Origin of the sequence: Bacillus sp. SH7-1 (genome assembly GCF_008042405.1) — a bacterium.
Classification (GTDB): domain Bacteria; phylum Bacillota; class Bacilli; order Bacillales; family Bacillaceae_G; genus Bacillus_A; species Bacillus_A thuringiensis_N.
The window spans coordinates 238,476-253,771 of sequence record NZ_QNUD01000003.1; the positions used below are offsets into that span (position 1 = coordinate 238,476).

Sequence of the window (15,296 nt, forward strand, 5' to 3'; positions counted from 1 at the left end):
TATTATATAGAAAAAGCCATCCAAAATGATAATTGGATAGCTTTTCAAACAAAATATTACGCCGCTTTAGGAGCTTTGCTCTCATGTCCACGTTGAACGATGAACAAGAAGATCGTTGATAAAATGGCACCTGTTAATAGTAAGATAAAGCAGCCATCCCAGCCAGAACGATCAACAATAACACCAATTGCTGCGTTTGCTACAAGACTTCCACCTACGTAACCAAACAGACCACACATACCAACTGTCGTACCTACTGCAAATTTCGGTACTAATTCCATCGCACTTAAACCGATTAAGAACTGTGGTACATAAATTAAGCAACCGATAATAGAAACTGCAATACTTACAACAAGTATGCTAGTTGCTTGCCAATATATAAACGTACCAATAACAACCCCAACCATACTAATGATACATAATGGCATACGTTTTCCTTTAAATAATTTATCACTTAAAAGACCAACGATTAATGAACTTGGAATTGCCATACCTTCAAAGATTGTGTATGCCGCGTGTGCTTCATTTTTTGAGAAACCTTTAACTGTCGTTAAATAAAGTGGAACCCAGTTAATAACACCGAAGCGAATTAAATATACAAATGCATTCGCAATACATAAGAACCATACAAATTTATTTTTCAATACATATTTGATTAAAATTTCTTTTGGTGACATCTTGTTAGCATTATCTGCTTTTTCAAGATTTTCATAGTCATTACGATATTCATCAATTGGAGGAAGACCTTCTGATTCTGGTGTATCCTTCGCATTAATCCATACTAGAACTGAAATTACCATTGCGATAATCGCTGGGAAAATAAACACGCCGCCTTGCCAATGATTTTCACCAAAAATACCTACACCAATTCCGACAAGTGGTGGCACAAGCATTCCACCAACGTTATGTGAAATATTCCAAAGACCTGTTTTCGTACCACGCTCTTTCTTCGAGAACCATTTCGTCATAACGATACTACAAGGTGGCGCTCCCATACCTTGTACAATACCGTTAACGACAAGTAATGTAACAATCATCCCAAATGAAGATGCAAAACCGAAGCAAATATTTACAAGCCCTGATAAAAATAAACCGACCGCGATAAAGCGCTGGGCGAAAGCTTTATCAGATAAATTCCCCATAAAGAACTTACTAAATCCATAAACAATTGCCATTACTGAACCTAGTAGACCAATTTCAGCTGTACTAAATCCGAATTCTTCTACTAAATACGTACTTGATAACGTAAAGTTACTACGAACTAAATAATAAGCAGCGTACCCAACTGAAATTCCGATTAACACACGGATACGTAGTAATTTATATACTCGATCAATCATATCCGCTGGCAATCTCTCAATTGCAGGCGCTGGCTTAAGCCATTTAAACATATTCTTTCGTCTCCTTTTCTCACTTCTGAGAGAGACGCTGTCTATTCCATATCTCGATTATTCCGCTATTTGATATATTTTGGTTCGTTCTTCTAACCGGCTGCCCTTCTATTTCTTTCTCATTCTTCGCAAACATCGTTGGTACGCCAAACGAAACTTTTTCTAAAATGTGCCCCGCTTCTTCTGATAAACAATAATCAATAAATAAATCCACAATAATACCATTCGGTGCACGTTTTAGTTTCGAAATCGCATTAACAGATAATCCTGTTTGCTCAGGTTCGTTACTTAAAATAGGAAAGCCTCGCTTTTGAAGCATTCTCTGATCTCCCATGAAATTGATGCCTACCATATATTCACCACTCGCAACAAGTTCTGCCGGTATGTAACCATTCACTGTTACTTCTCCAATTTGCCCTGCAAGGTTCTTCACATATTCCTTCGCTTCCTCTTCACCTAAAGTATCAATAAGTGATTGAAAAAACGTATATGCTGTACCTGAAACATTTGGATCCGGCATAACAATCTTTCCCTTATATACTGGATTTAACAAGTCTTTCCACCTTGATGGATAGGGAAGGCCGAGCGGGGCTATTTCTTCATTCCACCGCTCTTTATTAATCGCAATTGCCAGTTTCTCTACTTCATAACCGTACCAATAACCGTCTTTATCTTTAACAGTTTTTGAAATACGGTTCGCATGCTGACTCGTAACAGGAATAGATAGATTTTTTTGCTTCATCATTTGATGCGCGTCTACCGTACCGCCAATAATAATATCAGCTTTCGGATTTCCAGCTTCCTCTTCTACCCTCCGAAGAAGCTCTTCCGTCGAAAGACGAATAAATTCATACGTACAACCGCGTGGTTTACAAAATGATGAAAGCAAAGCTTCCCCAACTTCCTCGCGGGCCGCCACGTACGCAACAAGATGACGATCATCCAAAATAGGGAGACCACTTTTATTATATTTAATAGAGGTTGTATCTCGAGAGCAACTAGACATCGCTCCTCCGATTACTAGCAAAAAGAAGAAAAAGGCTATCTTTCTCATGACACATTCTCCTTTACAAATAAATTTGCGAGGGAGCTTTTCATATACATGACATTCCCATTATTATCACCGAGATATTGCACAACAAAGTACGACGGATATACAGAAATAGTAAGAATGTCTTCACGCTCATTCTTTATACGCTTCCCTGTTTTATAAGCGGTAATATAAGCAATCGGTTCATTCTGTGATTGTAATAATTTCTGTATTTCTCCGTAATCTGTAATTTGTTTTGCGTACCGAATCGAATCAAGTATGTGCGTAAGATTCATCGCACGTTCTACATCACCTTGGCGTACTATAACATCCTGTGCTGACGCAAAGAAATCACTAATACGATCTGGTGTGTAATACAGGCTTAACAAATACGTTTGAAATGCTGAAATCATTGGATCCGTACCATTCTTTCCGTACATATCAGCCCCGTACTGGAACAAGTCACCTACTGCAAAAGTACGTTTATGTCCATTCAAGTACGTTACTTCTCCAGTAAATACTTGTTCTTGAATCTTAGCTTCTCTCGGATTTAATTGAATTTGGTCAAAGAATGAAACAATCGTATGCAAACGAACTTCATCCGTTATAACAATTTCTCCCCACTTTTCATGCCTAACCTTCATTTCAGTAGGCAGGGATTCATTCACTCTTTGTAAAACAGTTTGTTTGTCATTCACTATTGTGATTCGATTATATATTTGCTTCTCCATCACATAAAACAAAATAAGAGAAACAATTATACAAAGGACAAACATAAGAATTTGAAATGATAGCCTTTTCATTTCTGCCTACCTCCAAGATAAAAAAACGTTGTTTCGAAAATACCGCATAATTGTTTCATAAATGTATCATTTAACCGCTTTCAAGTTTTTTATGTCTTCCATCCGTCTCGGAAGCAAGAATATGATAAATATTGTAGTGCCTATTTCTTCACTACTCTCAATCCGCATACTTCCGCCCTGCTTATTCATAATCTCCTGACAAATATACAAACCATAACCATTCCCGTAACTAGAAGGAAGTACCTTCCCTTTTGGCGATTCATTCCACTCTGCAAGCACACCTTCATCTATACCAATGCCATCATCATGAACAAAAACCTTCGCCTCACGTTCATTTACAATAACATTCATACGAATTTGCGTAGCATCGCTATATTTTATCGCATTATCAAGCACGTTTAAGAAGATCTGTTTCGTCTTATCGAAATCCGCAACAACATGTACATCTGTTAACTCATTTATAACTTCAATCTCAAATTTCTGCAGGCGAGGTTTCACAATTGAAACTGCTTCTTCGGCTAATTCCTTTATATTCACAACTGTAGGTGACACTTCAAACGTACTCGTCCCGTACTTTGAAGACTTAAGTAATTCTTCTACAAGTGACAATAAACGCTCACTTTCTACAGCCACATAACGAAGGCTCTCCTGTACATCGTCCTTCGATTGTAACTTCGGAATTAAATCCACATAGCCAATAATCGCCGTTAGCGGTGTTTTCAGCTCATGCGTAATACGGTCTAAGAAATCTTTCTGCTTCTCTTTCTCCTCTTTCAATTGCTTAATATGCAGCTCAATTCCATCAGCCATCGCATTAAAAGATGCGGAAAGCTGAGCAATTTCCACATATTCATTTAGCTCAATCTTACTTTTATAATCACCATTCGCCAGCCGGTGCGCCATTTGTCTTAACTGATCAATCGGCTTATGGAGAGACTTTGCCAAACGAATTGCAAAGAAAATACCCGCAGCTACTAGACAAAGAGACGTCATTAAGAACGTCCAACCGACATTCGTTAAAACCTCCTTCTCACCCGTTAACTCATTTATAAAACGAACACTTCCAATGACATCGTTTCCATAATAAACTGGGCTTGAAAACAAAAGAATTGGAGCTGGGTCTCCCTCTTCAAAAACATAAGATTTCTTCCCCTTCAAAGAGCTCTCAATATCAATATTCCGGTGAAGAAGTGCTCCTTTTTGTGTATCCGCAACAACATCTCCATTCTTCCCAATCATCTGTACACGGACATCCATGCGCTTTGCTAAATACGAAGCAATTAAAAGTGAATTCGGACCGAGCGTCTCCACCTCTGCTTCCTTCTCTAAATAATTCATCGTGTAAATTTGTGCTTCTACACTTAACTTCTCTAAAGAATTTGCCGCGTTATGATACATATTCTTTTCTAACGTAATATAAACAACTCCGTACAAAAGAACAAAAATCGGGATTAACAGTCCAACTATTCCAAACACCATATTTCTTTTTAAAGACATACCATCACCACTTAACAATCTAGTTTATAGCCAACGCCATAAATTGTTTTAATATATTCCCCGCTATTCCCTAGCTTCTTTCGCAGTCTTTGCACCATAATATCAACCGCTCTCGTATTTCCGATATACTCAAACCCCCATACTTTCTCAAGCAACTCATCTCTCATAAATACACGCTGCGGATTGGAAACAAACAACTGACATAAATTAAACTCTCTGTACGTTAACTGAATTTCTTGTCCACTAACATGCACTTTTCTTTCCTTAGGACAGATCGTTATCTCTCCCGCCTCGATTACCTCATGACTTACCGTTACCTCTTTCTTCTTCACACGTCGCGCCATATTCTTGACCCGAAGAATAAGCTCCGCATAATTGAAGGGCTTCGTCACATAATCATCCGCCCCAAGCTGCAAGCCAAGCAATTTATCATTCATCTGACTCTTCGCAGTTAACATGAGTACTGGAATATCCCTATCCTTCTCACGGAACAGACGAAGCAATTCATACCCATCTGTATCTGGAAGCATAACATCCAAAATCAATACATCCGGCCCTTCATTCCATTTCTCTAAAGCTTCTCTCCCGTCTGCCGCTGTCAATACTTCATAGCCTTCCATCTCCAACTGCATCCGAATCAAATTACGAATACTCGATTCATCATCAACTACAAGTATCTTCATTATTCTCCTCCTTCCATCCTGTATTATAGTACAGTTTAGTATAGCAAAAATCATACAAAAAAAGAGAGGGTATTGTCGAACATATATTGAACGACAATACCCCTCTTTCACTTATTAAAGTTTCACTTTATTTCTCATACCCATTAGGTTTCTTCTGATGCCAATTCCAAGCATGCTCAATGATTGTCTTCACATTTACATACTGAGGATCCCAACCTAATTTCTCTTTCGCTTTCTGAGAAGAAGCAACTAAACGTGCTGGATCTCCCGCACGACGTGGTGCTACTTCAGCAGGAATTTCATGATTTGTAACTTCACGAACTGCATCAACGATTTCTTTTACACTGAAACCATTACCATTTCCTAAGTTATAGAAATCACTCTCTCCGCCGTTCTGTAGGTCCTTAAGTCCTAAGAAGTGAGCTGCCACTAAATCTTCAACATGAATATAATCACGGATACAAGTACCATCTGGTGTATTATAATCATCACCAAACATCATAATCTTCTCACGTTGACCTAACGCCACTTGCAATACAAGAGGAATTAAATGCGTCTCTGGACGATGATCTTCTCCAATAATACCATTTGGAGTTGCACCAGCCACGTTAAAGTATCTGAAAATCTTATAACGTAAATTAGAAGCTTGGCTATACCAATGAAGCATCTTCTCAATTGCTAACTTCGTTTCTCCATACGTATTTGTTGGATTTGTCATCGTTTCCTCAGTAATAAGGTCTACATCTACCTCACCATACGTCGCCGCAGTAGAAGAGAAAATAAACTTATCTACCTTAAACTCATCCATTACCTCTAATAAGCAAAGTGCACCGTATACATTGTTATTATAATATTGAAGAGGCTTCTCCATACTAACTCCAACTAAAGAATCAGCTGCGAAATGCATAACAGCCTCAATATTTTCTTGTGTAAAAACATCTCTTAAAAATGCTTTATCACGAAGGTCACCATTATAAAACTTCGCACCTTCCGTAATTGCATCCTCATGACCAGTTTGTAAGTTATCTACTACTACTACAGATAAACCTTCTTCTACTAATTTTTTCACAGCATGAGAACCGATATAACCAGCTCCGCCGCAGATTAAAATTGAATTCATAGTCTTCCTCCTACATATATTAGGATTTCTTATTCACTCTCTTATTATAAAAGGTATACGATTGCTCGTATACCTTTTGTGTACCTTTATTACTTAGCAACGAAATAATCCGTTACATATTGTGCCCAAACTTCGTAGCCTTTAGCACTTTGTCTAAAGAAGTTGAATCATTACTTAGTCACTTCAAGATGCGTTCTTAATTTATTCGTTAAATCTTGTTTTGCTGCATCTGGAACATAGTAATACCAAATGCCATCAGCTGCCTTGTGACCGTCACCTGGGATTTGGATATCCTCACTATTTTTCAAGCAATCTTTATAGTTCTTTTGCATATCAAACATTTGATCTTGCGTTAAGTTTGTCTTCACATTCTTTTGAATTGCTGCTAATACATCTCCATAACCTGTTAAAGAAGAGAAGCTTGCGCCCTTCTTAATAACAGCCTGCATTACTTGACGCTGACGCATTTGACGTCCAAAGTCACCACGTGGGTCTTCTTTACGCATACGTGTGTATGCTAGAGCTTGGTCACCTGTTAAATGAATATTCCCTTTTTGGAAGTGCTTCCCTTCTAAAGAGAACTCCAAATCATTATTTACATCTACCCCACCGACTGCATCAACGATATCTTTAAAGCCTTCCATGTTCACTTCAATATAATAATTGATAGGAACATTCAAGAAGTTTTCTACAGTCGCTACAGACATATCTACTCCGCCGAATGCATAGGCATGATTGATTTTATCGCTTTTACCTTTTCCAACAATTTCTGTATAAGTATCACGAGGAATACTTACTGTTTTCATAGAGTTATTTTTAGGATTTAATGTAATTACCATTAAAGAGTCTGAACGTCCTTTATCATTACCACGCTCGTCTGCCCCTAGTAATAAAATTGACACTGGTTCACTCTTGCTAACTTTTTCTCCAACGTTACTGTTGTTTTGATCACGTTTTAAAGGTTGATGAACTTCCTTTAATGTATTAGATACGGAAGAATATACATTATAGGCATAAATTCCTCCACCTATGATTAGTACCCCAAGAATACCGAGTACCCAAAATAAAATTTTCTTTTTCATTATTGTAACCTTCTTTCTTAAGCCTAACTTACAATACATATAAATCCTATTATACAAAAAAAAAACTTAATAAAACCAAATAATATAGCAATCCACAAAAAATAGACAAACAACAATTATATATTGTTATTTGTCTATCACATATCTTAATATATTTATTCTTTCTTGTCACCAAGCGCAAACGTGATTTCTGTTTCACAAGCAATTTCACCATCTACAGTAGCAATTGCTTTTCCTTTTCCAATTGCTCCACGTACACGTGTCATTTCAACTTCTAAACGAAGTTGGTCACCTGGACGGACTTGTCGTTTAAAACGGCAATTATCGATGCCTGCGAAGAATGCTAAGCGACCACGATTCTCTTCTTTCTTCAACATAGCAACAGCGCCAACTTGTGCTAAAGCCTCCACAATTAAAACACCCGGCATTACAGGATAATCCGGAAAATGTCCATTAAAAAATTCTTCATTAGCTGTAACATTCTTTATCCCAATAGCACGCTTTCCTTCTTCTACTTCTAAAACTTTATCCACTAGTAAGAATGGATAGCGATGAGGAATTATTTCTTTAATTTGTTGAATATCTAGCATACACTTCTCTCCTTAAACAAGATTGGTCATACCACCGGAAGTTATACTATCATTATCCCATTTTAAATCTCATTTGTCATTATAAAAAAGGATTTCAAGATTTCTCTTCTAAATAAAAAAATGTATACACTCTTTTCAATATGTATTATCACTGACACGGAGGTTGAAAAGAGTGTATACCCAATTTAGGGAAAGGCAAATTATATCAAATATATTAAGCCTTAATGTCGTATTCATAAATCATTATATAGGAGAAAATCTTGAAAGAAAAACCTAATATTACACCTTTTTTGTTTTTTTTTAGGATAATTATTAGCATTTTCTCTTTTTTCCTCCTATTTTCTTTAAATTATTATATTTTAACATTAAAATAAAATATCAAAAAATATGCTATCTTATCGTTATCACTTTTACATATGTTTTTCAGTTTATTTATTAAAATGGTTTTCACAAAATCAATCTAATATAAATATCTCTCGTACTCTTTGATTTCATGATACAAAAATGCTATTCAATTAAATTTCAATATCTTCTATATAAGGGTGATTCCCCCTTTTCCTTATAACTTTCATGTATAATAATACAGTAACAATACTACCAGATTTTTTAAATGGTAAAGGAAAGAGGCAATAAAATGACTGAACGTTTAAAAGTAATGACAATTTTTGGGACACGCCCAGAAGCAATTAAAATGGCACCTCTTGTATTAGAGTTGCAAAAGCATCCAGATAAAATTGAATCGATTGTGACTGTAACAGCACAACATCGTCAAATGTTAGATCAAGTATTAAGTATCTTTGGAATTACGCCAGATTTCGATTTGAATATTATGAAGGATCGCCAAACTTTAATTGATATTACAACACGTGGTTTAGAAGGTTTGGATAAAGTAATGAAAGAAGCAAAGCCGGATATCGTACTTGTACATGGTGATACAACGACAACATTTATTGCAAGCTTGGCTGCTTTCTATAATCAAATTCCAGTAGGCCATGTCGAGGCAGGACTTCGTACATGGGATAAATATTCTCCATACCCAGAAGAGATGAATCGCCAATTAACAGGTGTAATGGCAGATCTTCATTTCTCACCTACAGCAAAATCGGCAACGAACTTACAGAAAGAAAATAAAGATGAGTCAAGCATTTTCATAACAGGAAATACAGCGATTGACGCACTAAAAACGACTGTAAAAGAAACATATAGTCATCCTGTACTAGAGAAACTTGGGAATGATCGTCTTGTACTTATGACAGCTCATCGTCGTGAAAACTTAGGAGAGCCAATGCGTAACATGTTCCGTGCAATTAAGCGTCTTGTTGATAAGCATGAAGACGTACAAGTTGTGTATCCTGTTCATATGAACCCTGTTGTTCGTGAAACAGCGAATGATATTTTAGGGGATCATGGCCGCATTCATTTAATTGAGCCGCTAGATGTAATTGATTTCCACAATGTTGCAGCTCGTTCATACTTAATGTTAACTGATTCTGGTGGGGTACAAGAGGAAGCACCGTCATTAGGGGTACCGGTTCTTGTTCTTCGTGATACAACAGAGCGCCCAGAAGGTATTGAAGCAGGGACATTGAAATTAGCAGGAACAGACGAAGAGACAATCTTTAGTCTTGCTGATGAGTTGTTATCAGACAAAGAAGCTCATGATAAGATGTCAAAAGCATCTAACCCGTACGGTGATGGCCGTGCATCAGAGCGTATTGTAGAAGCAATTTTAACACACTTCCAAAGATAAATTATAGCTATATTGAGTCCAAATATGTTATAGATGATTTTGAAACTATTTATACAATGGCTAATAATCCCCTCAAAGTATAGGCATAGCCATCAACGTAAGAAAATGAATAAAATTAGGGTATCCTTTCATTCAGTATCATATGAAAGGGTACCCTAATTTATATCTACAAACAATAACCCATTAGTTGATGAATTTCGCATACTCGGTGACGAATTTTTAAATAAATTTTTTATCCATCACTTACAAAAACTTGCGTATCAAACGGGTATGATTCAGCAAAAACTAAAATTTCAGGCACAAGACCTTGTATCACTCTATGTGTTTTTGGTGTCAAACAATCGGCTCTGAGTCTTTACCCAAAACATATAATTCCACTCAAAAATTGTAAAAAATTTTATTTTAACAAAAAATGATTTCAACAAAAAGTTGAAATCATTTTTCTCCAATTTACAATTATATAATATTATCTTCTTTTAAGAATCTTACAATTCTATTTGTATTTTTACCATCTTTGAATTTGTTAATTCGAGAATATCTTTTCTTATACCGTCTATCAATTTTATAATCGTTTTTTATCGCATCATTTACTACACGTATTAATTCATCAATATTATACACAACAGGACCTGGACTATTACTCTCATTAACAGGCGGAATAGCCTTATATTGTTGGATTAAATAATCTTTTTCCTCCCAATAGAAAATAGGATATGCTCCACGGTACTGTGCATCATAAATAGCTGATGAATAATCTGTAATGAATACTTTTGAAACCTTCAATGCTTCCGATGGATTATCAGAAATAATGTGGTTATATTCCGGCATATTTCTATAAATAAACTCTGAAAACTTATTATGTGGCACAATTAACAATCTATCGATTAAGCCTGCGGCTTCAAACCCCTTTATAACCTTCATAATTGCCTTGTAATAAGAGGTTTCCTCTATACTATCACAATAAATGAGCCCCTCTTCCCAATATCTATACGTTGGCATATATGCAATTTTATCAGCATCAGGTGCTAACTTCGCAAAATCAAAAGTAGCTAATCCTGTTAAAATTAAATCATTTCTATTATATTGCATTTTATAAAATTCCTTTGCTTCTAGCTCAGAACTAATTACTGACTTATACATATTATATAGATTCTTATCCTTATGGAAGCCAAACGCCATAGGATTATCAACTGGTTTTGCGAACATAATACCATGTTGTAAAAATACTAAAGGGACTTCCATAATTTTATTCCTCAAACTATCTATATATAATCTATCATTTAGGAGATGATTAGATAACTCACTTGAAATAAAGTAATCTGCATTATATATTGAAAGATAATGTTTAAAGCTATATTTCTTTATAATATTAGATCCATGCTGTTGCTTCATGTATTTATAATGATTAGATTCCTTATTTAGAATGAAATAATTTATAGATTTAGGTGTATCCAAATTCATAATATATTCAAACACCCTATATGCTGATTCATCTGCTTTATTGCTTTTCTTTTCAAAGTATAAGTTCAAATTTTTCTTTTTATTTTTAAAGAATTTCGAAACAAATTTAGCTACTTTTATTTTTAGACGGCTGGTTAACGAATATTCAGGTGCATAAGGAATCCTAGTAGAGGTAATATTCCCTTGTAAATTCGTTCGAATAACTTGAAGTTGATCCTTGTGTTTTTTAAAAATATAAGTTTTTACCTTTTCATCATTTTTTTTAAAGCATAAATTATGAATCAACCTATCTTCATTACCAACAAATAGATTATTATGTATCCTCTCATCAATATCAAGGTTCGAAAGTGGCACTCTAAAGAAACCAAATCGCTTTAGAAATTTGATATGACTAAAAGGTCTGATAAATTTAGCAACTTGAAAATCTGAATTTCTTAAATATAAATAATCATATTTTTTAAACGAATTATAAGCATGATGCGTAAATCTTCCATAAATATAGCAAAATTTATTTGTTGAAAATACTTTTAGATTTGCCTTATGTTGCGTTACTGCTAGTGGATTACTCCTTAATGCAAAAATCCCATTTTGTTTCATATAAATATAATACCTTGCTCCATTAATTACACAAATCGACAAAATATTTTCTTCTTTAAAATTTTTAACACTTTCTTTACCAAAAAGCTTTTTAGGTTTCTTTAAAGATAATCTTTTAAAATTTAACACCTTTCGAGTACCAGTTAACTTATTTCCAACGAATATTTCATTCCGATTTCGAATTTCAATTTTCATACTAGGATGTTCTACTAATACATTAAAAAGAATTTTAAATACATTAAACTCTTTTTTCAAACTATCGTAAGTTACAACAATATTATAAATATCATAACTAACTTTTGAAATTAAAATAAAACGTTTGTTTTCATTACCAATTCCTATCTCATATCCTACATTAAAATTTATTACTTCAGCTGTTAAAAAATTATCTATAGTCATGACTTCATTTTGACTTCTATCTATAATTTCCAGTCTTGTTAATCCTTTTTGTCTTACTAAAAGATTTTTTTTGAAGTTTTTCACATCAAAGCTATATATATCTTCACGCGGGGAATTATCATTTTTCCCCTTGTCTTCTCTTAATATGTATATATTATTATTTAAAGCGTATATATATACAATATATTCCTCAGATAGTTTATATTCAAAAAGGATTTGATCTCTAATCTCATATTCAAAAAGAAATTTTGGTAAATCTAATTTGAGATCCTCCATTTTTAATTTTATTCCTTTATTTAAGCTCTTAACATAAAGATGTATGTGTAAAAAATTCACATCAATTACTTCTATTATATTTTTATAAAGCTTATACATATTGCCAGTGCACCCCTATTTTTATTTTTTATCTATATTTAATCCTACAGTTGAATTTATCTCTAACTTATTAACTGAATTACCATTTAAATAGCATAAAAGGTCAAATTTATCTGATCTATACACGAATATAGCTGAATACTCATCTTTTAAATTAGGTTCTCCTAATTGTGCTGTTAGTGCATCCTTTGTAAAGGATACCTTGTTCAAGATTACCTTTGTTACTCTAGATTGACTATTATATACAACATCTATATCACTATATTTTACAAGTTTTCCTTCTAAAAGATCACTCTCGTCTTTTATATTTCCTAAAGTACTACCTACTTCTTCTCTTCTTTTATCTAAGATAGATAATATTTGATCCATATTTTTAGAAGAACCTATTAGACTAACAATTTTCGGAGAAATATCCTCGTATTTAATAATTGTGTTAAATGGAATAATTGTTACTATTGCTTCACTAATCCAACCTTCTGTTCCATCTAAATAATTGAGCTTTAGCCAATTCATACCTGATTGCTCATTTTGTTGTTTTCCTTTAACAACAAAAGATTGCCCAAACGGCATAATTCCAAGTGATTTACTATTCAAATCTGGGTTACTACGAATCGTAGCCTTTGCAACATTTGTATACCGGATATCTAAGGCTTCTAAAGGATTCACGTTCTTTATTTGTTCCTGATTTTTTACTTCTTCAATAAATTTCTCTTTTGCCTCTGACTTTTGGAATAAATAATCCTTACCCAAATATAAACCACAACCAATTATAGTACTTAACAATAAAATACTAGTACCTACGATATATTTTTTGTGTCTACGCTTATTTCTTGGGCCAATTCCCGCCCCCAAAGCAATCCAATATTCTTCCTTTTTATATCCTTCTTCTTTTTGTTCTACTACTTTATTGGGATATAATCTTTTTTTCATACCTTCCTCTTTGAATTTACATTGTTCTTCCTTACTCATGGCCTTATACTCTTTTAAAAACTGCTCATAATTAGGTAGAACATCTTGAATAACCCCGTATTCTCTAACTTGCCCATGTTCAAGCCATAAAACTTTTGTGCAAAATTTTTTTATTTGTCCTAAAGAATGACTAACAAAAAACATTGTTTTTCCTTGCTCTTTAAATTCATTCATACGTTTCAAACATTTATCAGCAAATGTTTGATCACCCACTGATAGTGCTTCATCAATAATAAGCACATCCGGATTAATACTAACTGAGATTGCAAAACCTAAACGAGATTTCATTCCACTCGAATATTTTTTTACAGGCATATCAATGAACTGTCCAATATCAGCAAAATCTATGATTTCTGGCGTTAAATTTTGAATCTCCTCTTTATTCAATCCCATCATTAAACATTTAAGCTCTATATTTTCTCTACCAGTTAATTGTTTATTTAATCCAGCTGCAATTGCGATAAGCGAAACTTTTCCCTTGACTTCTAAATCTCCAGATGTAGCTGGTGTCACACCAGCTATTAAACTTGATATCGTAGATTTACCTGATCCATTTACACCAAGGATCCCTATAATATCTCCCCTATCAGCCTCAAAACTTGCATTTTTTAATGCATAAAACTCTTCACCGAATCCATTCGGATATAAAATATCCTTTAGTTTATCCGTGCTTTTACTATGCATTTTATATTTTTTGGATACATTATTAAATCTCACTGAATAACTCATTAATCACAAATCCCATCATAGATAATCTATAAAATGTTTCCTAAATTTAATGTGTAAAATTGATCCTAAAAATAGCATAAACAAAACAATCCCCCAAAAATAAAGCGTTTGTTTTATATCTTGGTAAAACCATCCTGTTCCTAATAAAGATTGACGATACCCTTCAACAATATAACCTAATGGATTTAGTTGCATTATTTTTTGAATTACAGATGGTAATTTTTCAGGTGTCCATAAAATAGGTGTTAAATATAACATCATTCTCATTACTGCTTGTACAATCATTTGTATATCACGAACCACCGTTGCTAGAGTAGAAGTAATTAGAGTAAAAGAAAATAAAAATATGATTGTAGCAAACATATAATAAACGATTTGTATATAGTTAATTGAAATACCTGGCCCTATAACTAAAAATATTAATGTTACAATCCCAAAAAGTATTAAATGTTGATAGAAATTAGCCATGATTACATAACTCGGGATAACACTCATTGGAAAATTCATTTTGGAAATAATATTTATTCGAGTATATATAGACTTAGACCCCTGAATAATTGCTGGATTAATAAAGAACCATACTAATAAACCCGCTGTTAACCAATATATAAAAGGTATACCATTAACTCCTTGACCACCACGAATACCTAATCCAAAAACGAACCAGTAAACACTCATTTGGATTAATGGATTTAGAAATTCCCAAATCATTCCTAAATAATTATTGCTATTTGTGCTTTTTATTTGATAAATAGACAATCTTTTAATTAAATGAAGACTCTTTATCTGTTCCTTTAATACAATTGCTACTGAATTCATT

The 15,296-nt window shown here is 34.0% G+C and carries 12 protein-coding genes; 1 reads left to right on the forward strand and 11 read right to left on the reverse strand.

From position 1 onward, the window contains the following. Positions 1-56: 56 nt before the first annotated feature. The 8 genes from pgtP to fabZ all read right to left on the reverse strand — a co-directional run bounded on the left by pgtP (position 57) and on the right by fabZ (position 8,196). Positions 57-1,391 (reverse strand): MFS transporter, encoded by a 1,335-nt coding sequence (gene pgtP, locus DN390_RS02100; RefSeq protein ID WP_098288564.1) that lies wholly within the window; start codon positions 1,389-1,391, stop codon positions 57-59. Positions 1,392-1,410: 19 nt separating this feature from the next. Further along, the gene (locus DN390_RS02105) at positions 1,411-2,445 is read right to left on the reverse strand and encodes an ABC transporter substrate-binding protein (protein ID WP_060632927.1); all 1,035 of its coding nucleotides are present in this window, start codon (positions 2,443-2,445) and stop codon (positions 1,411-1,413) included. After that, entirely contained in the window at positions 2,442-3,224 is a 783-nt protein-coding gene (locus DN390_RS02110) for a DUF3919 family protein (protein WP_060632928.1), read from the reverse strand. Before DN390_RS02110 ends, DN390_RS02105 begins: the two co-directional genes overlap by 4 nt. Before the next feature lie 66 nt (positions 3,225-3,290). After that, positions 3,291-4,721: a HAMP domain-containing sensor histidine kinase gene (locus tag DN390_RS02115; protein ID WP_147806482.1), complete on the reverse strand. Its 1,431-nt coding sequence runs from the start codon at positions 4,719-4,721 to the stop codon at positions 3,291-3,293. Positions 4,722-4,732: 11 nt separating this feature from the next. Continuing rightward, a complete protein-coding gene (locus tag DN390_RS02120; protein WP_060632930.1) occupies positions 4,733-5,404 on the reverse strand; it encodes a response regulator transcription factor in 672 nt (223 codons plus the stop codon). A gap of 127 nt (positions 5,405-5,531) precedes the next feature. Then, on the reverse strand, positions 5,532-6,524 hold the full coding sequence (galE, locus tag DN390_RS02125) for a UDP-glucose 4-epimerase GalE (protein ID WP_147806483.1): 993 nt from the start codon (positions 6,522-6,524) through the stop codon (positions 5,532-5,534). A 170-nt stretch (positions 6,525-6,694) separates the two neighbouring features. Continuing rightward, complete coding sequence (tagU, locus tag DN390_RS02130; protein WP_097950837.1) at positions 6,695-7,606, reverse strand: polyisoprenyl-teichoic acid--peptidoglycan teichoic acid transferase TagU; 912 nt, start codon at positions 7,604-7,606, stop codon at positions 6,695-6,697. A gap of 155 nt (positions 7,607-7,761) precedes the next feature. Further along, entirely contained in the window at positions 7,762-8,196 is a 435-nt protein-coding gene (fabZ, locus tag DN390_RS02135) for a 3-hydroxyacyl-ACP dehydratase FabZ (protein ID WP_000884318.1), read from the reverse strand. A gap of 634 nt (positions 8,197-8,830) precedes the next feature. On the opposite strand from fabZ, the gene wecB reads away from it, so the two are divergent. Beyond that, complete coding sequence (gene wecB / locus DN390_RS02140; protein ID WP_147806484.1) at positions 8,831-9,946, forward strand: non-hydrolyzing UDP-N-acetylglucosamine 2-epimerase; 1,116 nt, start codon at positions 8,831-8,833, stop codon at positions 9,944-9,946. A gap of 456 nt (positions 9,947-10,402) precedes the next feature. Here wecB and DN390_RS02150 read toward each other — a convergent pair whose 3' ends face one another. Genes DN390_RS02150 through DN390_RS02160 form a run of 3 tightly spaced genes read right to left on the reverse strand, consistent with a single transcriptional unit; the run spans position 10,403 to position 15,295 of the window. Continuing rightward, positions 10,403-12,778, reverse strand: a complete 2,376-nt coding sequence (locus DN390_RS02150; protein WP_098289136.1) for a CDP-glycerol glycerophosphotransferase family protein — start codon at positions 12,776-12,778, stop codon at positions 10,403-10,405. Between the two features lie 21 nt (positions 12,779-12,799). Beyond that, a complete protein-coding gene (gene tagH, locus DN390_RS02155; protein WP_147806485.1) occupies positions 12,800-14,476 on the reverse strand; it encodes a teichoic acids export ABC transporter ATP-binding subunit TagH in 1,677 nt (558 codons plus the stop codon). Positions 14,477-14,491: 15 nt separating this feature from the next. Continuing rightward, positions 14,492-15,295 (reverse strand): ABC transporter permease, encoded by an 804-nt coding sequence (locus DN390_RS02160; protein WP_064473151.1) that lies wholly within the window; start codon positions 15,293-15,295, stop codon positions 14,492-14,494. Between the last annotated feature and the right edge of the window lies 1 nt (position 15,296).

Coding starts and splice junctions, on each gene's coding strand:
- pgtP (WP_098288564.1), bottom strand. CDS start 1,391: ATGTTTAAATGGCTTAAGCCAGCGCCTGCAATTGAGAGATTGCCAGCG.
- DN390_RS02105 (WP_060632927.1), bottom strand. CDS start 2,445: ATGAGAAAGATAGCCTTTTTCTTCTTTTTGCTAGTAATCGGAGGAGCG.
- DN390_RS02110 (WP_060632928.1), bottom strand. CDS start 3,224: ATGAAAAGGCTATCATTTCAAATTCTTATGTTTGTCCTTTGTATAATT.
- DN390_RS02115 (WP_147806482.1), bottom strand. CDS start 4,721: ATGTCTTTAAAAAGAAATATGGTGTTTGGAATAGTTGGACTGTTAATC.
- DN390_RS02120 (WP_060632930.1), bottom strand. CDS start 5,404: ATGAAGATACTTGTAGTTGATGATGAATCGAGTATTCGTAATTTGATT.
- galE (WP_147806483.1), bottom strand. CDS start 6,524: ATGAATTCAATTTTAATCTGCGGCGGAGCTGGTTATATCGGTTCTCAT.
- tagU (WP_097950837.1), bottom strand. CDS start 7,606: ATGAAAAAGAAAATTTTATTTTGGGTACTCGGTATTCTTGGGGTACTA.
- fabZ (WP_000884318.1), bottom strand. CDS start 8,196: ATGCTAGATATTCAACAAATTAAAGAAATAATTCCTCATCGCTATCCA.
- wecB (WP_147806484.1), top strand. CDS start 8,831: ATGACTGAACGTTTAAAAGTAATGACAATTTTTGGGACACGCCCAGAA.
- DN390_RS02150 (WP_098289136.1), bottom strand. CDS start 12,778: ATGTATAAGCTTTATAAAAATATAATAGAAGTAATTGATGTGAATTTT.
- tagH (WP_147806485.1), bottom strand. CDS start 14,476: ATGAGTTATTCAGTGAGATTTAATAATGTATCCAAAAAATATAAAATG.
- DN390_RS02160 (WP_064473151.1), bottom strand. CDS start 15,295: ATGAATTCAGTAGCAATTGTATTAAAGGAACAGATAAAGAGTCTTCAT.